The organism is Nocardioides yefusunii, from assembly GCF_004014875.1.
Taxonomy (GTDB): Bacteria; Actinomycetota; Actinomycetes; order Propionibacteriales; family Nocardioidaceae; genus Nocardioides; species Nocardioides yefusunii.
Genome location: NZ_CP034929.1, coordinates 1,407,723 through 1,429,345, shown reverse-complemented (window position 1 = coordinate 1,429,345; position 21,623 = coordinate 1,407,723). Strand labels below are relative to the sequence as shown.

Genomic DNA, 21,623 nt, shown 5'->3' with positions numbered 1-21,623 from the left:
GACCAGACGAAGGGCTCTGGCCCTGGATGTCGTTCCAGCGTGGAAGTGGTCGCTGATCCACAGCTCGTCGAAACCTTCCTCCTGGGCGAGGACTGCCTGTTCACGCAGCGGGTCGGGGGGTGTACTCCTCGATGGAGAGGAAGTAGCCGAATCTGGTCATGGCTCATCCTTCGTCCTGCCCGGCACCCCGGGTGGGGCGGCATGCACCGGGTCGGTACCGGACCTGACCGCCTCAGTCGGTGCGGGCGAGCCGACGGAAGCAGTCCTCCACCTCCCCCCGTTCGACGCCCACGGCCAGCGCGACCCGCAGCGTGAGTCGCGCACGTGCAGCGTCGAGGGTGCCCGAAGGCACCAGTCCGGCCTGGGTCAGATCCACGTCACCCCCGGGATATCCGTAACTGCGCGAGAGGGTCTCGCCCGCGCCGGTGCGGGAGGCCAGGACGACCGGGACACGGGCGACCAGGTCACGCAGCGCCGGGACCAGCGCACGCGGGACGTGACCACCGCCGACGCCTTCGAGGACGACGCCGGCAACGCCGGGAACCGCCCCGGACACGAGGGCGCTGAGGAGCGCGGGGCTCTCCCCCATCCCCACCCGGACGACCAGGACCTCGGGCAGAGGGGTGTCTTCGGCCAGGTGCACTGCTGCGGGCCGGCGTGGGGTCAGGGCCAGGGCGGCGCGCCCCTCGACGAGCCATCCGATCGGGCCGGTACCGGGCGAGACGAACGCCGACGGCGCCGAGGTGTGGGCCTTGTGCACGTAGCGGGCCGCGTGGATCTGGTCGCCGACGACGGCCAGCACGCCGGCGCCCCGGGCAGTGTCGGACGCCGCGACGGTGACGGCTCCGAGCAGGTTCGCGGGGCCGTCGGCCCCCGGCGCGTCCGGTGTCCGCATCGCTCCGGTGACGACCACCGGCGCCTCGCGGTCCCAGAGCAGGTCGAGCAGGAAAGCGGTCTCCTCGAGCGTGTCGGTGCCCTGAGTGACCACGCATCCGGCTGCTCCGGCGTCGACGGCGGCACGCATCCGGGCCGCGAGCTCGACGACGTCGCCCGGCGTCACCTCGCAGGAGGGAACCTGCAGCACCTGCGTGGCACGCACCTGCGCCACCGCGACCAGCCCGGGAACCGCCGCGACGAGGTCCTCGACCCGTACCGTCGGCGAGACTCCCTCGCCGTCGGTACGCGGAGCACTCGCGATCGTTCCGCCGAGGGCGAAGAGTTCCACGACGGGGAGAGAGTTGTCACCAGCCGCGGTCGACGTGGTCTGGGCTGTCTGAGAGGTCACGTGGGGGTCCTTCCGAGAACGTCACCGGGTGAGACGTCCACGCTACGACGACGCGCCACCGTGACAGGATTCCAGCGCCGCGTCCCCCCAGGACAGCGCCGGTATCAGGTGCGGAGACCGTCGTCGTCCTCTAACGTCACACCATGACGCTGCTGAGCCACGGGACCACCGCCTTCTCCGGGAGTCTGCGCTGGCCCGACGCCGTGCGCGGCGTCGCCGCCGGGAGCGTTCCTGTCGCTGCCTCGACCGACGGGTTCGTGGGAGCGGCGCTGCTCCTCCTCGTCCTCGGAGGGTGCATGGCGCCGGTCCTTCTCGGGGCTCCGGCGGAGTTCGACGTGGCGTTGTGCAGCGTGATGCTGTCGGCCGCGTGGGCAGCGCTCCTGGATGCCTACGTGACCGTCCCGTGGCTGGACCTCGCCGTGCACGGGGTGCTCACCGGACTCCTGGCCGCCACCGTCGGGCTGACGGTCGTCCACTACGGCCTCCTGGCGCCGGACCTCCCCGCCCCGCTGCGGCGCACCGCCCTCGGACTGCTGACCTTCCTGGCCGGGCTGGCGCTGGCCACCGTGTGGGAGCTCGGCGAGTGGTGGGGTCACGAGGTCGTCGACGCACGGATCCAGGTCGGCTACCGCGACACGATGTCCGACCTCGCTCTCGGGGCTCTCGGTGCGGCAGTGGCGGGTGTCGTCGTCGCTGCCAGGCTCCGGAGCCCCCTCACCCACCCGAACGGATCTGATCTGTGACGGGTTCGTGCGTGAGCTCGGGGCTCCGGATCTCGGTGGTCATCCCCGTCCTCGACGACGCCGACGAACTCCGCGAGTGCCTGCGTCTCCTCGCCGCTCAGGAGGTCGCGCCCTACGAGGTGGTGGTGGTCGACAACGGCTCGACCGACGACTCTGCGACCGTCGCCGTCGCCGGTGGGGCACGCGTCGTGCCCGAACCTCGCCGCGGGATCCCGCGGGCGTCGGCGACCGGCTACGACGCCTGCGCCGGTGACGTGCTGGCGCGTCTCGACGCCGACTCCCGTCCCCACCCCGACTGGACCCGCCGGATCGGCGAGACACTGGCCGACGACACGGTGGACGCCGTCACCGGGATCGGCCTCTTCCACGACCTGCCGTGGCCGCTGCGTGTTCCGGTCTCCGCGCTCTACCTCGGCGCCTACTACCTCCCTACATGGGCCGCGCTCGGACAGGCACCGTTCTGGGGTTCCTCGATGGCGATGCGGCGTGAGGTGTGGGAGCAGGCCCGGGACCGCGTTCACCTCGACGACGACGTCCACGACGACATGGACCTGGCCTTCGCCGTGGGGCCACGGCCGTCCGCACCGGACGGACGGGGCGAGAACGACGTCGTCTGGGCCCGGACCGTGTTCAACCCGTGGTTGCGTGCCGACGTGTCGTCGCGCTCGGTCACCGGCACTGCTCAGTGGCGGCGGCGGTGGGCGCGGGGTGCGGAGACCGTCAGGATCGGATTCGCGGACGCACCAGCCTGGCAGCGGTGGCAGGTCCGTCTGGGACGCTGAGTGCTCAGGCGGCGGGCGTCGAGGACGCCGTGCGGGGGTCCAGAGCGCGTGCCCCCGTGGCGGTGAGCAGTTCGGCCTCTGCCACGAGTGCGGCCACGTCGCGGGTCGGCGGCAGCGTCGTGGGACCGGGGTCGCGTTCGGTGACGACGACTCCGGTCAGGGCCTGCACCCGATCGGCCCAGTAGTGAGCGGAGGCGGTCTCCAGGTCCCGGATCCGGGCCAACGTCGCTTCGCGTTCGCGCACGTGGGCACGCGCCCGTGCTTCCAACGTCGCCTCGTTGCGCAGCAGCAGGGGGTGTGCCTCGTGCTCCCACGAGGTGTGTTCCTGGGCCCACAGGGCTCGGGTCAACGCGACCAGTTCAGCGACGCGGTGGTGGTCCTCCCCCGTGCTGAGCTCGGGTGCGGGGAGCCGGGCGACGTCGCCCACCTGGTAGTTCAGCGTCGGGGCGAGGACGTCCATCGCGGCCCGCACCAGCGGTGAGTTGAGGTAGCCGAGCAGGTTGAGCCGGGTTCGCTCGTCGTCGACGAAGGCACTCATCCCGGCCACGTCGAAGACGAACCCGTCGGGGTAGATCCGGAACTGGACGCCGTTGCGACCGATGTTGGACCACGACACTGACGAGCGGAAGAAGTCCTGGTCCTCGATCGTCGCGGCCGGGCGCACCTCACGCAGCGCGCGGGCGTCGTCCTCCCAGAGCACGACGTACTCCTGGTTGCCCCACCAGCGCACCGCCGAACCGCCCTTGTTGTAGGGCACCCACCGCGCCGAGTGGTGCCGCTCCCCCGGCCCCAGGCCCCGCTGCACCTCGTCGGCCGGGACTTCCCACCAACGCCGGACGAAGCGGGCGTTGTCGGTGGTGGCCATGCCCTGGCGCAGTCCGACGACGTCACCCAGCACGACTCCCTTGGCGTAGAGGGCGAGCAGCGAGGGCGGGAGGTCGAAGACGAGGACCCGGTCGGGGACAGCGTCGAACGCAGAGACGTGACGTCGCTGGACGGTGCGACCGGGCACCGGGAGTCGCTGAGGGGTCGCGGCGGCAAGGTCGTCGCGGCCCACCCGGGTGAACAGGGTGTCGGGAGCCGGGTCGCCGGCACGGACAGGAACCTGCAGGACGGTCGCGACGGTGTTGAGCCGGACCCCGAACGCTGCTGCGTCGATGCACACCGCGGTGCGCAGGTGGGCACGCGAGAGCAGGAGATCACGGACCCGGCGGGTGCGGGTGGTGACGAACCAGGACTCACTCGCCACGACGGCGGCAAGTCCCCCGGGGACGAGGAGTTCCAGGGTGCGTTCCAGGAACATCGTGCAGAGGTCGCCCTTGGTCTCCGGGTAGAGAGCCGTGGCGAGTGCGCGCAGCCGCGGACCCATGTGGCGGGTGCCGAGGTAGGGCGGGTTCGCGACGACGACGTCGTGGCGGCGGGTCAGCAGGCGGGCCTGGTGGAGCACCCTCCGGACGCGGTCGCGGAGTTCCGGTGCGAGGGTGGAGAGGTCGGTCTCGGTGAGCAGGGTCGAGGCGGTCTCGGTGTGGGTGACGTCGGAACGCACCAGTGGTCCGAGCACGTCGGCGTCGGCGAACTGGTGCCAGAAGGTGTCGCTGAGCGTCCGGTCTGCCTCGGGGTCGAGGTGTGGGAGGCGGCGCAGTTCGGGGCGGGTGAACCGGATCGGGAGCAGCGTGTGGACCTGCGGTGCGGGGAGACCGTCGACCGGGCCACCGAGGCGGTCCCAGGCCCGTAGGGTGAGGCTGGTCGAGGCCAGCGCCACGACGCGGGGGTCCACGTCGAGGCCCCACAGCCGATCGGTGAGCGTGGCCTCGACCGCAGCGCGGGCGTCGAGGCCTCGTGCTTCGTGGAGGTCGCAGAGCTGGTCGAACGCGGGCAGCAGCAGGTGTCCGGCTCCGCAGGCGGGGTCGAGGACGCTTGGCACGCCACCGTCGGGGACGGAGCGGTCGGGCTCAGCCGGGCGTCCGGCGTCCGGGTCAGCGCGGAGCAGATGGCTGCCGGGCACCTCAGGCGTGTGCAGCCCCACGGAGTTGTCCAGGAGGGTGCGTGCCACCCACTCCGGGGTGAACACCTGGGTGACGGCCGCGAGGTTGGGGCCGTCGACGGGCGCCGAGGCCAGCCGGGCGTAGGTGTGTCGTCGGTGTTCGGTGAAGTAGTGCTGGTGCAGCCACCCCAGGGTCGCGGGCGCGTCGTGCTCCCCGGGCGTGATCAGTGCCCGCAGGCGTCCGGGCACTCCGGTGGGTCCCCAGTGCTCGGGCGGGGTAGCGAGCGCCAGCAGGGCAGTGTCCTCGCCGATCACGCGGAGGGCTGGCAGGCGGGAGCTCCACGTCGCCCAGGCCCGGGCGGAGGTTTCTGCGTCCGTCACCGGTTCCTGCCACCCGCGCACCGTCAGGAGGTGCAGGACGACGGCGCGGACGAAGAGGGCGTAGGCCAGGTCCTCGGCGACGACGGCGCGGCCACGGGCGTGCCGGCCCGCGCGGCGGACCCGTTCGGCGAGCGCAGCGTGCGCGGTGCACGCCGCGAGAGGCGCCTTCGTGGCCAGCAGGTCACGTAGGCGTGCTTCGACGCCCCGGGTGAGTTCCTTGCGTGCCGCGACCGCCAGGCGACGAGGTTCGCGGGGATCGGACACGGACCCAGCGTAGGCGTTGTCGCGTGGAGCCGGACCACCCGAACACCTCATCGGGCGCCACCGCTGCAGGAAATGCGGATCGACGCTGGGGCAGCGGGTCCTGGCGGGCATCGTGATGGTCCGCGTCCACCCCCCGAACAGTTCGGTGTGCTCGCGATCGCTCTGAGGTCCAGACGCTGGGCGTGAACCTCGGCGACCTCGCCCTGGGCACCCAGCTGATCCGCCCACGTGACTTCGAACGCGAGGCGCCCAGCGTGTCCAGCGTCGGGCTGGTCAGCGGCCTCTCGTCCACCGGACCGATGGCGCGGTGATCCAGCACGCAACCTTGACGGCAGGCTTGACGGCAGGCTTGACGGCAGGCGTGATCGCAGCGTCAGACGATGCGGAACGAGGCGCGGCGCAGCGCAGCCTGCTCGTCGCTCTCGGCCCGCGCCGAGCCGAACTGGAGGAGCAGCGCCATCAGTTCCGAGGAGGACGACGGGGTGAATCGGCCGTTGGTCGCATACCCGCCTCGTACCGCATACAGGGCATGGCGGACGGCTCCTCCGTGACCGTGTGTTTCAGCCAGTGCCCAGGCGACGGCCAACACCCGCGCTGCCGAGACCAACGTGCGGGCGTCCACAGGGGCGTCGACGGGAGTGGACGGAACTCGCCACGACAGGCGGAAGGGCCCTTCGGCTGGTTGGGTCACGTCCACGTGGACGGCTCCGCCCAGCGTTGCGGGAGGGGGGGCTGCCTGCACCACCTCGACGACGCCGAGGTCACGTGCGAACCCCGAGGCGGACTTCGCCGCACACGCGCCGGCGAGCAGACGCTCCACCTCGTCATCGGCGAAACCCGTGCTCGCAAGCGTCGCACGGAGTGCCCAGTCAACGGCGGCCACCGTCGCGAGGCGACCGAGGTCGACGTCCTGCACCTCACCACCCGCAGCAGTGATCCAGCGGACGTAGGCCCTTCGGTCGCGACTCAGCAGGATCTGCAGACACCCGACCTCCACGTCGGGCTGACGCCGTCGTGTTCTCACCTGACCCCCAGGAGTGCGCGACGCCCGGCACGGAGCGCCGGGCGTCGCAATGATAGGACAGCCTGAATCAACAGGGAGGCCTATGAATCAGTCCTCGACGTCTCCGTCCTCCACCCGATTCCCGCTCTGCTGGGTGCGGGTGAAGTCCGTCAGGTCGAACCCCTGCTCCCGAGCCGTGGCCAGGAACTCCTCGACGACCGCTTCAGGGAGTTCGTGACGGCGAGCCAACAGCCACAGGTGGGCGTGGTCAGGAGTTCCCACCAACGAGACCGAGTAGTCCTCGGTCAGCCGCAACACCCAGTAGTCGCCGTCGGTGAACGGCAGCCAGCGCAGGTACTTCGGCAGGAAGTTGACCGTCAGCTGGCCCACCTCCCCCTCCACGACCGAGCCCTTGGCAAGGGTCTGGGTGGGCTTGCCCTCGCCGTCGATGCACCGGTTGTCGACACGCACCGATCCGTCGTCGTTCAGCGAGTACTGAGCGGTGACATCACGCGACTCCTCGTCCTGGTACTTCAGCGGCAGCCGGCCGATCTCGTACCAGAGCCCCAGGTAACGCTCCAGGTCGAAGGCATCGACCGAGGTGACGGTTCCGACCTCGCTCACGCGATCACTCCCCATCCTTGAGTTCTGCCACCGCAGCGGCGATCCGGTCACCGATCTCGGTGTCGACGTTGCGCCAGTACTCGAAGGCGCGTTCGAGGATCGGCTCCGAGACCCCGTCAGCAAGGTGCCCGGCGGCGTTGTCGACGAGACGCTGTCGTGCAGCGTCGTCCATGACCTCGCGCACCAGCGTGCCGGCCTGGCCCCAGTCGTCGTCCTCGGCGTGCAGCGTGTAGGCCGAACGGACCAACTCGCCGTCGGAGTGCCACACGGCGTCCTCGGGGTACTTCTCGACGTCGGGCGCAGGACCGCCGTAGGAGTTGGGCGAGTAGACGGGATCAGCGGCGAGGTCGATCCGCATCGCGCCGTCCTTGGAGTAGGAGTTCACCGGCGACTTGGGACGGTTGACCGGGATCTGCTCGTAGTTGACCCCGAGCCTGGCCCGATGGGCGTCGGCGTAGGAGAAGCCACGCGCGAGCAGCATCTTGTCCGGACTCAGGCCGGTGCCGGGCACCATGTTGTTGGGCTGGAACGCGGCCTGTTCGATCTCGGAGTGGTAGTCGGTGACGTTGCGGTCCAGGGTCAGCCTGCCGACCTCCTGGAGCGGGTAGTCGCCGTGTGGCCAGACCTTGGTGAGGTCGAACGGGTTGAAGCGGTAGTCCTTGGCGTCGGCGTACGGCATGACCTGCACCTTGAGGGTCCAGGAGGGGTGGTCGCCCTTCTCGAGGGAGTCGAAGAGGTCGCGTTGGTGGTAGTCACCGTCAGCACCTGCGAGACGGTCTGCCTCGTCCTGGGGCAGGAAGTCGATGCCCTGGTCGGTCTTGAAGTGGTACTTCACCCAGAATCGTTCACCTTGAGCATTGACCCACATGTAGGTGTGGGAGCCGTAGCCGTTCATGTGGCGCCACGTCTTGGGGATGCCGCGGTCTCCCATCAGCCACGTCACCTGGTGGGCCGACTCGGGCGAGAGCGTCCAGAAGTCCCACTGCATGTCGTGGTCGCGCAGGTTGTTGGCGGCGCGACGCTTCTGGGAGCGGATGAAGTTCTGGAACTTCATCGGGTCCCGGAGGAAGAAGACCGGGGTGTTGTTGCCGACGAGGTCGAAGTTGCCCTCGGTCGTGTAGAACTTCAGCGAGAAACCGCGCGGGTCACGCCAGGTGTCCGGTGATCCGCGCTCACCCGCCACGGTCGAGAAGCGGGCGAGGACGTCGGTCTTCGTGCCCGGCTGCAGGAATGCAGCCTTGGTGAATCCGGAGACGTCGTGCGTCACCTCGAAGTGGCCGTGCGCACCGCCGCCCTTGGCGTGGGGCTGACGCTCAGGGATCCGCTCACGGTTGAACGTCGCCATCTGCTCGAGCAGGTAGTGGTCGTGGAGGACGATGGGCCCGTCAGGACCCACCGTCAGGGAGTGCTCGTTGCTGGAGACCGGTATTCCGGAGTTGGTGGTGGTCGGTTCGGGCTTCTGGTTCGTCACTGCATGCAACCTCCGTCGGGGCGGACATGACGCTCCCCACCCTCATCCGCGACGACGTGCGACGTCAACGGTTGTCCGTACCACGAACAACGCGCGTCACGCCGACGAGGTCAGACTGCGAGCGGAGCCTGAACCACCGTGGCAACGGCCACCACCCGGGCGCGCTCGGAGAGCCAGGTCGCACCGTGGTCGGTGAGCAGGGCCGGACGCCCTCGATCGACCCCGAAACAGCCCACCCGGATCACCCCTCCTTCGGAGACGAGCACGAGATCCCCGCGACCGGCGCGGCTGGCGGGCTCGACGTGCAGCACGGTTCCGGCAGGCCACCCGCGCCCTGCGAAGTCGTCATCACGCAGCACGTACGTGGAGTCGCCAACCACCCAGGCCGGCCGATCGGACGTCGCACTCGCTCGCGCGACTGACCGCGGCGCAGCGGATCGTCGCGACGGGCGGCGCGCAACCGGCTCACCCCACAACACCGCCTGCTCCTCAGCCGTCTCCTCAGACATCCGCCCCACCACCACCCTCACATGCCTTCGAACAGGTGTTCGACACTCTAGACCGGAGTGAGGCTGCAGGTGCGAAACCGGCCGAGGCGTCCCATCATGAGGACGCGGAGCACGTCGACTCGGAGAACCGGCTCCCCATCCCGGCGCGCACCCGCGCGCGCGGCCGCCTCCGAGGAGTACCCGTGGACCCACTCGAACCGCCCACACACCCCGCCGCGGACCACCGCAACGACCGCAAGGCGTGGCTGATGATCGGCACGGCCGCCGTGGTCAGCCTGGTCGCTCTGGCCGGGGCGGGTCGCGCCGTCGCCTACCGTGACCCCGGGTCATTCAGCTCCGTGGCGCAGCAGGAGTTGAGGATCCCGGCCCTGCAGGAGCTCACCCCGCGGGAGGTACGCGCGGTGGGCCGCGACCTCTGCGACGAACTCGGCGGCTCGGCCACCGTCCCCGGCAAGCCGGCCTCGAAGGTCGGCGAGGAGGTCGCCACCGCCTACGCCGTGGCCCGACCCACCGGCGACGCGCTCGTCAAGGCGGCCCTCACCCACCTGTGCCCCGAGGTCGTGCCCGTTCAGGAGGCGTCAGACCTCTGAGCACGCGATTCAGCGGGTCCGGTTCATCACCGAGTGATCAGTCGACATGACCTGCTCCAGACGCTCGGCGTCGAACTCCTCGCCCAGCCACTCGAAGAGCCCTCGCAACGCTTCAGGGTTGCCCTTGTAGTCGTCGTAGTGGACCCGGTATGCGGCGTCACCGAGGCTGTCGGCGAGCGCCAGCATCCGGGTCTCGATGTCCGCCAGGGTCGCCGCAGCGTCCGGGTCGTCGCGCCACCACCCGGACCGGGCGACGTCGCCGAGGTTGCGCGTGTTCACCACGAAGCGGGCGCCGGGGAACACCTCACGCACCCACGCGACGTAGTCGGCCACGTCGGCGTCGTACCACCGGATCTCCTTGAAACCGGTGACCCGGACGTCCTTGGCGGGACGCAGCATCGAGTCGAGCACCAGACGGCGAGCCGCGGCGAAGGAGGCGGCGCGGTCGTACCGGTCGATCCCGAACCACGGATGGGTGACCTGCTGGGCCTCGTGGAGCGGCACCCGGTCCTGCTCGATCACGAGCGTGCGGTGGTAGTCGTAGAGGCCACGCAACGCGTGCCGGTTCTCCCCGTGCAGGCACCACCCGGGGATCGAGTTGAGGATGCCCATCATCAGGGTCGAACCCGAACGGCCGTAGGTCAGGACGAAGACGTACTGCAGGTCGTCGTGACGAGCGCGCCGCCTGGCCTCACCCAACGCGGAGGCGGAGACGCGTCGGCGGGCGCCGTCCAGGCTGCGACGCAGCGTCACACGGACGGGCACGGGGAGGAAGCGGACGAGAGCGGTACGAGCAGCAGAACGTTCGGGCACGGGGCAACCCTACGCATCTGCCGCGGAGTGCAGTGAGCCCCGGTCCAGGCGGACCGGGGCTCACCGACGACGTGCTCCTGACGCCGTGGGGCGCCCTCTGTCTCCTCGACGTGGGGCGCTCTGTCTCAGCGGCGCAGTGCGCGCCGGGCTGCCCAGTTGCCCAGCCCCTGACCGACCTGGACGATGAGGACGATCAGGACCACGGTCGTCCACGTCACGACAGTGTCGGACTGGCGGTATCCGTAGACCTGGGCGAAGGCGCCGAGGCCACCGCCGCCGATCACTCCTGCGATCGCGGACATGTCGACGATCGCGACGAAGGCGAATGTGTAGCCCAGGATCAGCGGGCCGTAGGCCTCCGGGACGACCACCTGGAACAGGATTCGCATCCGGGAGGCGCCCATCGACCGGGCCGCCTCGATCACGCCGGGCTGCACGGTGACGAGGTTCTGCTCGACGATCCGGCCGATGCCGAACATCGCGGCCAGGATCAGCGCGAACACGACGGCCTTGTTGCCGATCCCGATGCCCACCACCGCTCGCGCCAGCGGCTGCACCGCGGCGATGAAGATGACGAACGGGATCGGTCGGAAGAAGTTGACGAAGAAGTTGAGGACCGCGCTGACCACCCGGTTGCCGTAGATCCCGCCGGGGCGGGTGGCGTACAGCGCCAGGCCGAGCAGCAGCCCGAGGGCACCACCGATGGTGAGCGTGAGCGCCACCATCCAGAGCGTCTCGACGAAGGCGTCCTGCAACTGGTCGGTGAGATCGGGAAGGCGCGTGGGACGGCCCTCGGCGCGCAGCACCTGGTCGCCGGCCACGGAGGCCTGGACGAGCAACGTGTTCAGGGCGTTCATGCCAGCACCTCCACACCGGCGAGCGCGGCCACGGCGGCCACGGCCGCGTCGGCCTGCTCTCCGTCGAGGCTGAGCACGACGTGTCCGAACGACGAGGCGCCCACCTGGTTGACGCCTCCCTGCACGACCTTGACGTCGACGCCGTGGGCTCCGACGAGCGCGAAGACCTTGCTCTGGGCACCGCCCTCGGCGAGGTCGACGCTGATGAGTCGACCACCGACACGGGCCTGCAGCTCTGCGATCTCGTCGCCGGCAGGGACACCGTCGACGAGGGTGGCGACGAAGCGGCGGGTGACGTCGGCCTGCGGGCGTGCGAACACCTCGGCCACGTCGCCCTGCTCGACGACTCGGCCCTTCTCCATCACGGAGATGCGGTGCGCGAGCGCCTTGACCACGTCCATCTCGTGGGTGATGACGATGACCGTCAGACCCATCTCCACGTTGACCCGACGCAGCAGCGCGAGGACCTCGCGAGTGGTGTCGGGGTCGAGAGCACTGGTGCACTCGTCGGCGAGCAGCAGTGAGGGTTGGGTGGTGAGGGCGCGGGCGATGCCGACGCGCTGCTTCTGTCCACCGGAGAGCTGGTCGGGGTAGCTGTGCGCCTTGTCGGCGAGGCCGACGAAGTGCAACAGGTCGGAGATCCGACGCTGGCGCTCCTCGGGGGCGACACCGGCCACCTTGAGCGGGAACTCGAGGTTGCCCCACACGGTGCGGGAGTTGAAGAGGTTGAACTGCTGGAAGACCATGCCGATGTCGCTCTGCACGGCGCGCAGGCCCTTCTCCCCCAGCCCGGTGATCTCGGTGCCGTTGACCTTGACCGATCCCGACGTCGCTGGCTCGAGGCCGTTGACGAGACGGACGAGGGTCGACTTGCCGGCACCGGAGTAGCCGACGATGGCGTGGATCTCCCCGGCCTCGACCGTCAGGTCGACACCGTTGACAGCCCTGACCGGCTCACCTTTGCGGGTGGGCGCGGGGTACTGCTTGTGGACGTCGCTCAACTCGACGACTGCCATTGATTCCTTCTCTCCACACACGCTGCTGAACACACGCCGACAGACGCAAGGTGCGCCGGGCCCTGGGAGGACCCGGCGCACCCGCTGTTCAAGCGTGAGGTCAGTTCTGCTTCTTCGAGTCGGCCTCGACGGTGGCCAGCGACGTGCGCAGGTCCTCGACGGGAGTCTGCACCAGGGTGGCGGTGTCGGACGAGGCCTTCAGGACACCGGCCTGGACGTCCTTGTTGGTCTGGTAGATCTCGACGAGCTTCTTCAGCGTGGCGTTGTCCTTGTCCTCGCCGCGAACAGCGAAGACGTTGACGTAGGGCAGCGCGGACGGGTCGGTCGGGTCGTCCTTGAGGATGGCGTCCTCGAACTTCAGGCCGGCCTTGGAGACCCAGTCGTTGTTGACGAAGCCAGCGGCGACGTCGGCGAGAGAGGCGGGGATGAGGTCGGCCTGGAGGGCCTTGACCTCGACCTTGGAGGCGCCCTTGTCGATGTCGGCGAGGGTGGAGTAGATCGAGCCGCCGTCGTTGAGCTTGATCAGACCGGCCGACTGCAGGACGAGCAGGGCACGGGCCTGGTTGGACTCGTCGTCGGGGACGATGACGGTCTCGCCGTCCTTGATGGCAGCGACGTCGTCGTACTTGTCGGAGTACAGGGCCAGCGGGTAGATCGCGGTGGATCCCAGGACGGTGAGGTCGTCGCCAGCCTTCACGTTGTGGTCAGCCAGGTAGACGATGTGCTGGAACTGGTTGATGTCGATCTCGCCCTCGGACAGCGCCGGGTTGGGCTGCGGGTAGTCGGCGAAGTTGACGATCTCGAGGTCGATGCCCTCCGCCTTGGCGGCGTCCGCGAGGGTGTCCCAGTAGTCCTCACCGGCGGAAACGATGCCGAGCTTGACCTTCTCGACCTTGACCTTCTCACCGGAGGAGTTGGTCGTCTCGTCGTCATCCTTCTGGGTGAAGAAGATGGCGAGTCCGACGATGACCGCCAGGACCACGACGACAGCGGCGATGATCGGGCCCTTCTTCTTGGGGGCCTCGATCAGAGGGGGCTGTGCCTCGCTCATGGGTATTTCCTCTCGGTGAGTGTGGCGTCGGCATGACCGCCGTGTGCAGCACTGGCGTCTGCGCGCCACGATGAAAGAAGAGTAAGTCGCAGGAGATTGCTCGCCAACCTTTGCGTCCACACTTCGGACGGCAATCTCAACCTGTGGGATCGCGCGCGTTTTTCACGCTCGCCAAGTGGCTTGGATCACTCTTTGTCGCAACCCCCTGTCGGCGCAAGACCTCACCTGAGGGCACGCGAAATGCCACGCGACGCCACCTTGAGGCCCGCCACCAAGCGAACGCGGTCCCTTCCGGGGGACGGCACCACCACTCCGAGGGCCGCCACCACCTCGTCACCACGCCACACCGGCACGGCCATCGAGCACGCCCCCAGCGTCATCTCCTCGTCGGTGGTCGCGACACCCTCCTCGCGCACCTTGGCCAGCTGCCGCGACAAGGCGGCCGGCGTCGCCACCGTGTAGGGCGTGATGCGCGAGAGCGTCCTCATGACCTCTTCGCGGACGTCGGCAGGCGCGTACGCGAGCAGCACCTTCCCGACGCCGGTCGCATGCAGCGGCAGCCGAGAGCCGATGGTGGAGACCACGGGAACCGACGCACTGCCCCGCAGTCGTTCCAGGTAGAGAGTCCGCACGCCGTCACGCACTGCGAGTTGGGTCGTGGCACCCGTGGCGGAGAAGACGTCGTGCAGATAGGGAGAGGCGACGTCGACGAGGTTGCGTTGCACCGGCGCCAAAAGTCCGATGTCCCAGAGGCGGCGCCCGATCACGTACGAGCCGCTGGGAGTGCGCGCCAACGCGCCCCACTCGACCAGTTCGCGCGCGAGACGCAGCGCCGTCGGCATGGGGAGCTCGGTGATCTCGCACATCTCGGTCAATGTCAGCGTGCGGCGAGCCTCCGAGAAGGCTCCCAGCAGCGAGAGGGCACGCGAGGTGACACTGGGGCGCTTGGCGGATCCGTCAGGAGTGACGCTGGTCATGTGCTCGTCGCCACCTTTCTCGCGAGTAACTTTCACTCAATGAAAGTACACCCTTTCGTGACCGGGGTGTCCCGGCCCACACTCGTCCCATGACGACCCCCCTCCAGACTTCGCGAGTCCCCGTCGCAATCGTCGGCGCCGGCCCCGCCGGACTCATGCTGTCCCACCTGCTCGCCCGTGTGGGCATCGAGTCGATCAACATCGACATCCGATCCCGCAAGGAGATCGAGGAGACCCATCGCGCGGGCATCCTCGAGCAGGGTTCGGTCGACATGCTGCTCGACGGCGTCTCGGACCGCGTGCTGCGTGACGGTCACCGCCACGACGGCATCGAGCTGGGCTTCGGTGGCGAGGGCCACCGCATCAACTTCCGCGAACTGGTCGGCGCCTCGGCGTACCTGTACCCGCAGACCGACGTCTTCATCGACCTCGCCGACGCACGCGAGCGCGACGGCGGCGACGTCCGCTTCTCCGTCACCGACGTCTCGGTCGACGACCTCCTCGGCTCCCCCGTCATGCGATTCACCGACGCCGACGGTGTCGCCCACGAGGTCCGCGCCGACTACCTCGTCGGTGCCGACGGCTCCCGCTCCATCTGCCGCCAGGCCGTCCCCGAGGCCGAGCGCACCCAGTACTTCCACGAGTACCCCTTCGCCTGGTTCGGCATCCTGGCCGAGGCCCCGCCGTCGTCGCCCGAGCTGATCTACTCCCGTTCCGACGACGGCTTCGCCCTGATCTCCCAGCGCACCGAGACCATCCAGCGCATGTACTTCCAGTGCGACCCGAAGGCGAACGTCGACGACTACTCCGACGACCGCATCTGGGACGAGCTGTCCAAGCGCGTCGAGCCCAACGGCTTCACGCTGAAGACCGGCCCGGTGGTCCAGAAGACCGTCCTGCCGTTCCGTTCCTTCGTCCAGACCCCGATGCGCTACGGCAACATGCTGCTCGCCGGCGACGCCGCGCACACCGTCCCGCCGACCGGCGCCAAGGGCCTCAACCTGGCTCTCGCCGACGTCAAGGTGCTGGCCGAGGAGCTCGAGATCGCGATCAAGGGCAAGGACCTCTCCGCCCTCGACCGCTACACCGAGCGCGCTCTCGACCGCGTCTGGAAGGCCCAGCACTTCTCCTACTGGATGACCTCGATGCTGCACACGCACGAGAACGCCACCGTCTTCGACAACCGTCGCCAGCTCGGCGAGCTCGCCATGGTGACCGGTTCCGAGCACGGACGCCGCTACCTGGCCGAGGCCTACACCGGTTGGCCGATCGCACGTAAGGACGCCTGATGAGCAAGATCAACACCAACCCCGACGCCGCGGCCAACACCCAGGCCGAGATCAACGCCGAGATGGCCGAGGTCTCCCGCGCCTACGAGGCAGCCGGCGTGGTCGAGACGCAGACCCGTCTCAACTACCCGCCGTACCGCTCCTCGATCCTGCGCTCCCCCACGAAGTCGATGCTGCACCCCGACCCGGAGGGCATCGAGGTCTACTCGCCCGTCTTCGGTCACCGTGACGTCGACCCGCTGGAGTCGAACCTGACGATCGTCGGCAACGGCGACCCGTTGGGCGAGAAGATGGTCGTCACCGGCCGCGTCACCGACGGCGAAGGCCGCCCGGTCCGCAACCAGCTCGTGGAGATCTGGCAGGCCAACTCGGCCGGTCGTTACGTCCACAAGCGCGACCAGCACCCCGCGCCGCTCGACCCCAACTTCACCGGTGTGGGTCGCTGCATCACCGACGACGAGGGCAACTACCGCTTCACCACGATCAAGCCGGGTCCGTACCCGTGGCGCAACCACGCCAACGCGTGGCGTCCGGCCCACATCCACTTCTCGCTCTTCGGCACCGACTTCACCCAGCGTCTGGTCACCCAGATGTACTTCCCCGGTGACCCGCTGTTCGCGCTGGACCCGATCTTCCAGTCGATCGTGGACCCGGCTGCCCGCGAGCGTCTCGTGGCCACCTACGACCACGACGTCACCATCCCCGAGGTCTCGACCGGTTACCGCTGGGACATCGTCCTGACCGGTGACCGCAGCACGCCGCTCGAGGCCGACATCGAGAAGGACGAGGAGCACGCATGAGCAAGCTCGCCCCCACCCCCGCCCAGACCGTCGGTCCGTTCTTCCACTACGCGCTGCCCTACGACGGTGACCGCGACCTGATCGCCCCGGGCACTCCGGGTGCGGTGCAGTTCTCCGGCGTCGTCTACGACGGCACGGGTGCTCCGGTCCCGGACGCCCTGGTGGAGATCTGGCAGCCCGACACCGAGGGCAACGTCGTGCAGGAGCACGGCTCGCTGCGTCGTGACGGCTACACGTTCACCGGCTTCGGCCGCGCCTCGACCGACCGCACCGGCAAGTTCGTCTTCTCGACGCTGCGTCCCGGTTCGATGGCCGAGGGTCGTGCCCCGTACTTCGCGGTGGCCGTCTTCGCCCGCGGTCTGCTCAACCGCTGCCTGACCCGCGCGTACCTTCCCGGCGAGCTGGCCGAGAACGACGCGTTCCTCACCTCCGTGCCGGCTGAGCGCCGTCACACCCTGATGGCGACCGAAGAGGGCAACCGCATCGTCTTCGACATCCGCCTCCAGGGCGAGGACGAGACCGTCTTCTTCGGTCAGTGATCGCTTGCCCCCGCGCGGCCTCTCGGGCGTCGCGCGGGGGCTTCGGCACGCCCAGGCCTTCGCACCTCGCACAGAGAGAAGACAGACTCACCTCATGGCAGATCTGTTCTGGCCCGGCGCTGAGCGCGCCGGCACCCACTTCGACGCTCCTTCGTTCCTCAACGCCATGGTGCGTACCGAGGAGGCATGGCTGCGTGTCCTGGGCCGTCAGGCCGACCTGACGGGCACCCTCACCACCGAGGACCTGCGCGACCTCGCTCTCGGCGCGGAGGCCGGCGGCAACCCGGTGCTCGACATCGCCAAGCTGGTGCGTGAGCGCAGCGGCGAGTCGATCGCGCACCGTGGCCTCACCAGCCAGGACGTCGTCGACTCCGCGTTGATGCTGCTGGCCAAGGAGTCCACCGAGACGCTGCGTCAGGACCTGGCCGCCGCGATCGAGGCTCTGATCTCTCTCGTGGTCACCCACGCCGACACCCCGATGGCTGCGCGCACCCTCACGCAGCACGCCGTCCCCACCACGTTCGGTCTGCGTGCAGCGACCTGGCTGACGGGTCTGCTCGACGCCACCGACGACGTCCTCGCCCTCACGTTCCCGGTGCAGTTCGGTGGTGCCGCGGGCACCCTGGCCGCAGCGGTCGAGCTGGGTCTGGACCCGACGCTGTCGCGCAGCAAGTTCGCCGGCCTGCTCGGACTCGAGCCGGCGCTGCCGTGGCACACGACGCGTCGTTCGATCACCCGCATCGGTGACGCGTACACCGCGACCACCGACGCCCTGGCCCGCATCTCCAACGACGTCCTGGCGCTGGGTCGCCCGGAGGTCCGTGAGCTCTCCGAGGGCACCGGTGGTGGCTCCTCGACGATGCCGCACAAGCAGAACCCGGTGCTGTCGACGCTGATCCGTCGCGCCGCGCTCACCACGCCCCAGCTCGCTGCTGCCCTGCACGCCGCGTCGGCCGACCAGGTCGACGAGCGTTCGGTGGGCGGCTGGCACGTCGAGTGGTCGACGCTGTCGGAGCTGGTCCGGCGCACCTTGGTCGCGACCTCCCAGGCCGTCGACCTGCTGACCGGACTCAAGGTCCACACCGAGCGGATGGCGGAGACCGCCGCCGCGTCGCGTGAGGACCTGCTGGCCGAGCAGCGCACCATGGCCACGATCGCCGGGCACGAGCCGACCGGTGACTATCTGGGTGCCGCCCGCTCGATCTGCGACGACGTCGTGGCTCGGGCCGAAGCCCTCCTCCCCAGGCTCGACTGACGGATCAGGCCCTCCTGCGATGTGCTTCGCAGGAGGGCTTGGCCGCCTCTCCCCCGCTACTCCCACTCACACGGACTCTTCGAGGAACCATGAGCATCGTCACCGCCGTCCAACTCGCCGGAACCCCTGACCTCCCGCTGCTGGTGGTCGTCCCTTCGCTCGGCACCTCCGTCACGACCCTGTGGTCGCGTGCGGCGCAGGCGCTGGGCAACGAGTTCCACGTGGTCGGCATCGACCTGCCCGGTCACGGCACCAACCGTGCGCCCGCCCCGGAGACCCTGACGATGGCCGACCTGGCCGCCGCTGTGATCGAGGCCGTCGACGCGCACGTCGCCCCGGGTGCCACGTTCCACTACTCGGGTGACTCCGTCGGTGGTGCGATCGGTCTGCAGCTGCTGCTCGACGCCCCCGACCGCGTCCGTTCCGCCGCGCTGCTGTGCACCGGCGCGAAGATCGGCTCGGCCGAGGGCTGGGCCGAGCGCCGTCGTCAGGTGATCCAGCAGGGCACCGCGTCGTTGGTGGCTGGTTCGGCCCAGCGCTGGTTCGGTCCGGGCTACCTGGAGCGTGACGGTGAGACCGGCGGCCAGATCCTGCACGACCTCTCCCACACCGACGCCGCTGGCTACGCCGCCGTCACCGACGCCCTCGCGACGTTCGACGTCCGTGAGCGTCTGGGGGAGATCACCGCTCCCGTGGTCGCTGTCGCGGGCACGTTCGACGTCGCCACTCCCCCGGCCGACCTGCAGGTGATCGCCGAGGGCGTCCAGAAGGGCCGCCTGACCACGGTCACCGACATGGGTCACCTGGCTCCGGTCGAGGAGACCGCGCTGGTGGTCCGCACGATCCGCGACCTGGCGTTCACGAGCGTGCGCAACGCGATGACGCGTGACGAGGTCCGCGACGCCGGTTTCGTGGTGCGTCGTGAGGTGCTCTCCGACGAGCACGTCGACCGTTCGATCGCGCGCACCACCGACTTCACGCGTGAGTTCCAGTCGATGATCACCGAGTACGCGTGGGGCACGATCTGGACCCGTCCGGGCCTGGACCGTCGTTCGCGGTCACTGATCACGCTGATGGCGATGATCGCGCGCGGGCACCACGAGGAGTTCGCGATGCACCTCAAGGCGGCGCTGCGCAACGGGGTGACGGTCGAGGAGATCAAGGAGGTCATCCTGCAGAGCGCGATCTACTGCGGCGTGCCCGACGCCAACACCGCCTTCCGGATCGCCCAGGAGACCCTGGGTGAGGAGATCAACGACGTCCGTCGTCCCTGACGCACACCTCCATGCCCCGGCGGTGATCCGTCACCGCTGGGGCCTGCAACGACACCGGGCCGCTGCCGCTGGGCTACTGCTCGGGGCTACTGCCCAGGGCTACTGCTCAGGGCTGCGACCGCGCAGGAAGGTCAGCACCGCAGCGACCCGGCGGTTCTGGTCGTCGTTGGGCGGCAGGTCGAGCTTCATCATCACGTTGCCGATGTGCTTGACCACTGCCGCCTCGGAGATGACCAGACGTCGGGCGATCGCGGCGTTGGAGTGCCCCTCGGCCATCACGGCCAGGACCTCTCGTTCCCGCGGGGTGAGTCGCTCGAGCGGATCCCGGCGACGCTTGATCATCTGGGTGATGACGGCCGGATCGACCGCTGTCCCCCCGGCGTGGACGCGGCGGAGGGTGTCGGCGAAGTCGGCGACGTCGCTGACCCGGTCCTTGAGGAGGTAGCCGACGGCGGCCCCGTCGGCGCTGTCGAGCAGCTCCGCGACGTAGCTCTGCTCCACGTACTGGCTCAGGACGACCACGGGGAGCCCGGGGTTCTCCTCCCGGAGCGTGACCGCGGCTGCGAGGCCTTCGGAGCGGAACGTCGGTGGCATCCGCACGTCGGTGACGACGAGGTCCGGCTCCATCACGCGTCCGACCTCGAGGAGTCGCTCGGCGGTGTCGACCGCCGCGACGACCGAGAACCCGCTCCGCTCGAGCAGCAGCTGAAGTCCTTCCCGCAGCAACGTGTTGTCCTCGGCCAGGACCACGCGCAGCGGTGCTCCGGCCCGAGTTGGCGTCGATGCGTCCTCAGTCATGGACGGTCCCTTCCGGCGCGGTGACGGTGATGGCGACGACCGTCGGCCCGCCCAGGGGTGAGTCGATGCTCAGGGTGCCGTCGAGTGCGGCGACACGGTCCGCGATGCCGTCGAGCCCGCTGTTGTCGTTGCGTCCGATGCCCGCTCCTCCGTGCCCGTCGTCCTCGACGACGACCTCGACGGCTCGCGGCCCGGGCCGGCCCAGGCGGACCACGGCGTGGGTGGCCCCGGAGTGCTTGACCACGTTCGTGAGGAGCTCCGCGACGCAGAAGTACAGGTTGGTCTCGACCTCTGCGGGCAGCCGGTCGCCGAGTCTGTCCTCGATCCTGATCGAGATCGGGAGGGTGTCGGCGAGCTCCCCCACTGCCGCGCCCAGACCGTGGTCGATGAGCACCTGGGGATGGATGTTGCGCACGAAGCGGCGCAGTGCCTCCAACGTGTCCTTCGCCTGGTGCTGGGCACGCATGACGTCCGAGCGCCCGGGAGCATCGGGTGGCATCATCGCGAGGGCGAGCCCGAGCGTCATGCTGATGGACATCAGCTGGGGCTGCACACCGTCGTGCAGGTCGCGCTCGATCCTTCGCCGTTCGACGTCGAATGCTCGCACCAAGCGGGCGCGCGAGCGCACGGTCGCAGTCAGGTCGCTCTGGAGCCGCTGCTCGGGGCTGGTCAGCAGCTGGAGCACCACCGCGCAGTGCACCCGAGCCAACCTCGAGGAGGCGCTGACGAGTCCGGTCAGCAGCCCGACCGCGCACACCGCGGCCAGGACCGACTGCGGCGTCGTGCTGAGGGTGACCGGCCCGATCACCACTTCGTCGCCTCCGGCAGTCAGCCACGGGCTGAGCAGTGCCACCACCGCCGCGATCACCAGCAGGAGGACGACGAGTGCGACGACGCCGCCGATCGTGACCATGACGACGGCGTAGGCCAGCGGTCGGGTGAGGGTCCGCAGCTCACGCAACCGCACCTCGAAAGGTTGGCCCGGGGAACGTTCGAGGAGAGCGGCCGCACCGTTCCAGCCGAGGCGCGCGAGGACGATCGCCACGCACGGGAGTCCCAGACCGAGCAGCGCGAGGCCCGCGACGACCCAGGCTCCGGCCGCCGCGCTCCCCCGTGCCGGACCTGCCAGCCCGAGGCCCACCGGGGTGCCGAGCGCCACCACGACGGCCAGGGCCACCAGGGCCTGCGTCCCCACCGCTGCGCAGTAGACCGAGCCGCGCCATCGTCCGATCTCCGGCACTGCCCGGGGCGCGGGTTCTCGTCCACTCACCGCGTCATTGTACGAACCCAGATCCGCCAAAGAGGTAGGGCTACCCCT

22 protein-coding genes are annotated in these 21,623 nt (G+C 69.5%); 9 read left to right on the top strand and 13 right to left on the bottom strand.

Annotation, left to right across the window (positions count from 1 at the left end; genetic code table 11):
- Window positions 1-232 precede the first annotated feature (232 nt).
- On the bottom strand, window positions 233-1,285 hold the full coding sequence (locus EOV43_RS06455; protein ID WP_128220311.1) for an asparaginase: 1,053 nt from the start codon (window positions 1,283-1,285) through the stop codon (window positions 233-235).
- 143 nt (window positions 1,286-1,428) lie between these two features.
- Between EOV43_RS06455 and EOV43_RS06450 the strand changes: the two genes are divergently transcribed.
- Together EOV43_RS06450 and EOV43_RS06445 are read left to right on the top strand one after the other, a co-directional pair.
- Window positions 1,429-2,028, top strand: a complete 600-nt coding sequence (locus EOV43_RS06450) for a DUF2238 domain-containing protein (protein WP_206611407.1) — start codon at window positions 1,429-1,431, stop codon at window positions 2,026-2,028.
- An 11-nt stretch (window positions 2,029-2,039) separates the two neighbouring features.
- Window positions 2,040-2,810, top strand: a complete 771-nt coding sequence (locus EOV43_RS06445; protein WP_128220309.1) for a glycosyltransferase family 2 protein — start codon at window positions 2,040-2,042, stop codon at window positions 2,808-2,810.
- A 4-nt stretch (window positions 2,811-2,814) separates the two neighbouring features.
- Here EOV43_RS06445 and EOV43_RS06440 read toward each other — a convergent pair whose 3' ends face one another.
- Window positions 2,815-5,439 carry an Eco57I restriction-modification methylase domain-containing protein gene (locus EOV43_RS06440; protein ID WP_128220307.1) on the bottom strand — a complete coding sequence of 875 codons (2,625 nt, stop codon included), beginning with the start codon at window positions 5,437-5,439 and terminating at the stop codon, window positions 2,815-2,817.
- A 182-nt stretch (window positions 5,440-5,621) separates the two neighbouring features.
- On the opposite strand from EOV43_RS06440, the gene EOV43_RS15835 reads away from it, so the two are divergent.
- Window positions 5,622-5,750: a hypothetical protein gene (locus tag EOV43_RS15835; protein ID WP_277745811.1), complete on the top strand. Its 129-nt coding sequence runs from the start codon at window positions 5,622-5,624 to the stop codon at window positions 5,748-5,750.
- A 62-nt stretch (window positions 5,751-5,812) separates the two neighbouring features.
- Here the strand turns inward: EOV43_RS15835 and EOV43_RS06435 are convergent, their stop codons facing one another.
- The 4 genes from EOV43_RS06435 to EOV43_RS06420 all read right to left on the bottom strand — a co-directional run bounded on the left by EOV43_RS06435 (window position 5,813) and on the right by EOV43_RS06420 (window position 8,896).
- Window positions 5,813-6,463 carry a hypothetical protein gene (locus tag EOV43_RS06435; RefSeq protein ID WP_128220305.1) on the bottom strand — a complete coding sequence of 217 codons (651 nt, stop codon included), beginning with the start codon at window positions 6,461-6,463 and terminating at the stop codon, window positions 5,813-5,815.
- Window positions 6,464-6,550: 87 nt separating this feature from the next.
- Window positions 6,551-7,066, bottom strand: coding sequence for a lipocalin family protein (locus tag EOV43_RS06430; protein ID WP_206611406.1), 516 nt, complete (start codon window positions 7,064-7,066; stop codon window positions 6,551-6,553).
- Window positions 7,067-7,070: 4 nt separating this feature from the next.
- Window positions 7,071-8,537: a catalase gene (locus tag EOV43_RS06425; RefSeq protein WP_128220301.1), complete on the bottom strand. Its 1,467-nt coding sequence runs from the start codon at window positions 8,535-8,537 to the stop codon at window positions 7,071-7,073.
- A gap of 110 nt (window positions 8,538-8,647) precedes the next feature.
- Entirely contained in the window at window positions 8,648-8,896 is a 249-nt protein-coding gene (locus EOV43_RS06420; RefSeq protein ID WP_128220299.1) for a hypothetical protein, read from the bottom strand.
- A gap of 332 nt (window positions 8,897-9,228) precedes the next feature.
- On the opposite strand from EOV43_RS06420, the gene EOV43_RS06415 reads away from it, so the two are divergent.
- Entirely contained in the window at window positions 9,229-9,636 is a 408-nt protein-coding gene (locus EOV43_RS06415; RefSeq protein ID WP_128220297.1) for a DUF732 domain-containing protein, read from the top strand.
- Window positions 9,637-9,645: 9 nt separating this feature from the next.
- Here the strand turns inward: EOV43_RS06415 and EOV43_RS06410 are convergent, their stop codons facing one another.
- The 5 genes from EOV43_RS06410 to EOV43_RS06390 form a co-directional block, all read right to left on the bottom strand.
- Entirely contained in the window at window positions 9,646-10,449 is an 804-nt protein-coding gene (locus tag EOV43_RS06410) for a sulfotransferase (RefSeq protein ID WP_128220295.1), read from the bottom strand.
- Between the two features lie 125 nt (window positions 10,450-10,574).
- Entirely contained in the window at window positions 10,575-11,174 is a 600-nt protein-coding gene (locus EOV43_RS06405) for an ABC transporter permease subunit (protein WP_239022291.1), read from the bottom strand.
- 128 nt (window positions 11,175-11,302) lie between these two features.
- Entirely contained in the window at window positions 11,303-12,322 is a 1,020-nt protein-coding gene (locus EOV43_RS06400; RefSeq protein ID WP_128220291.1) for a methionine ABC transporter ATP-binding protein, read from the bottom strand.
- A 100-nt stretch (window positions 12,323-12,422) separates the two neighbouring features.
- Entirely contained in the window at window positions 12,423-13,373 is a 951-nt protein-coding gene (locus EOV43_RS06395; RefSeq protein ID WP_128220289.1) for a MetQ/NlpA family ABC transporter substrate-binding protein, read from the bottom strand.
- Between the two features lie 221 nt (window positions 13,374-13,594).
- Window positions 13,595-14,350: an IclR family transcriptional regulator gene (locus EOV43_RS06390; protein ID WP_128220287.1), complete on the bottom strand. Its 756-nt coding sequence runs from the start codon at window positions 14,348-14,350 to the stop codon at window positions 13,595-13,597.
- A gap of 89 nt (window positions 14,351-14,439) precedes the next feature.
- Here EOV43_RS06390 and EOV43_RS06385 point away from each other — a divergent pair, with 89 nt between their 5' ends.
- The 5 genes from EOV43_RS06385 to pcaDC all read left to right on the top strand — a co-directional run bounded on the left by EOV43_RS06385 (window position 14,440) and on the right by pcaDC (window position 19,507).
- Entirely contained in the window at window positions 14,440-15,639 is a 1,200-nt protein-coding gene (locus EOV43_RS06385; protein ID WP_128220285.1) for a 4-hydroxybenzoate 3-monooxygenase, read from the top strand.
- A complete protein-coding gene (gene pcaH / locus EOV43_RS06380) occupies window positions 15,639-16,439 on the top strand; it encodes a protocatechuate 3,4-dioxygenase subunit beta (protein ID WP_128220283.1) in 801 nt (266 codons plus the stop codon). The genes EOV43_RS06385 and pcaH overlap by 1 nt, the downstream gene beginning before the upstream one ends.
- Window positions 16,436-16,978 carry a protocatechuate 3,4-dioxygenase subunit alpha gene (gene pcaG, locus EOV43_RS06375; RefSeq protein WP_128220281.1) on the top strand — a complete coding sequence of 181 codons (543 nt, stop codon included), beginning with the start codon at window positions 16,436-16,438 and terminating at the stop codon, window positions 16,976-16,978. The genes pcaH and pcaG overlap by 4 nt, the downstream gene beginning before the upstream one ends.
- 94 nt (window positions 16,979-17,072) lie before the next feature.
- A complete protein-coding gene (locus EOV43_RS06370) occupies window positions 17,073-18,233 on the top strand; it encodes a lyase family protein (protein ID WP_128220279.1) in 1,161 nt (386 codons plus the stop codon).
- A gap of 89 nt (window positions 18,234-18,322) precedes the next feature.
- Window positions 18,323-19,507, top strand: coding sequence for a bifunctional 3-oxoadipate enol-lactonase/4-carboxymuconolactone decarboxylase PcaDC (gene pcaDC, locus EOV43_RS16010; RefSeq protein ID WP_128220277.1), 1,185 nt, complete (start codon window positions 18,323-18,325; stop codon window positions 19,505-19,507).
- A 99-nt stretch (window positions 19,508-19,606) separates the two neighbouring features.
- Here the strand turns inward: pcaDC and EOV43_RS06360 are convergent, their stop codons facing one another.
- Together EOV43_RS06360 and EOV43_RS06355 are read right to left on the bottom strand one after the other, a co-directional pair.
- Complete coding sequence (locus EOV43_RS06360) at window positions 19,607-20,305, bottom strand: response regulator (RefSeq protein ID WP_128220275.1); 699 nt, start codon at window positions 20,303-20,305, stop codon at window positions 19,607-19,609.
- On the bottom strand, window positions 20,298-21,575 hold the full coding sequence (locus EOV43_RS06355; protein ID WP_128220273.1) for a sensor histidine kinase: 1,278 nt from the start codon (window positions 21,573-21,575) through the stop codon (window positions 20,298-20,300). The genes EOV43_RS06360 and EOV43_RS06355 overlap by 8 nt, the downstream gene beginning before the upstream one ends.
- Between the last annotated feature and the right edge of the window lie 48 nt (window positions 21,576-21,623).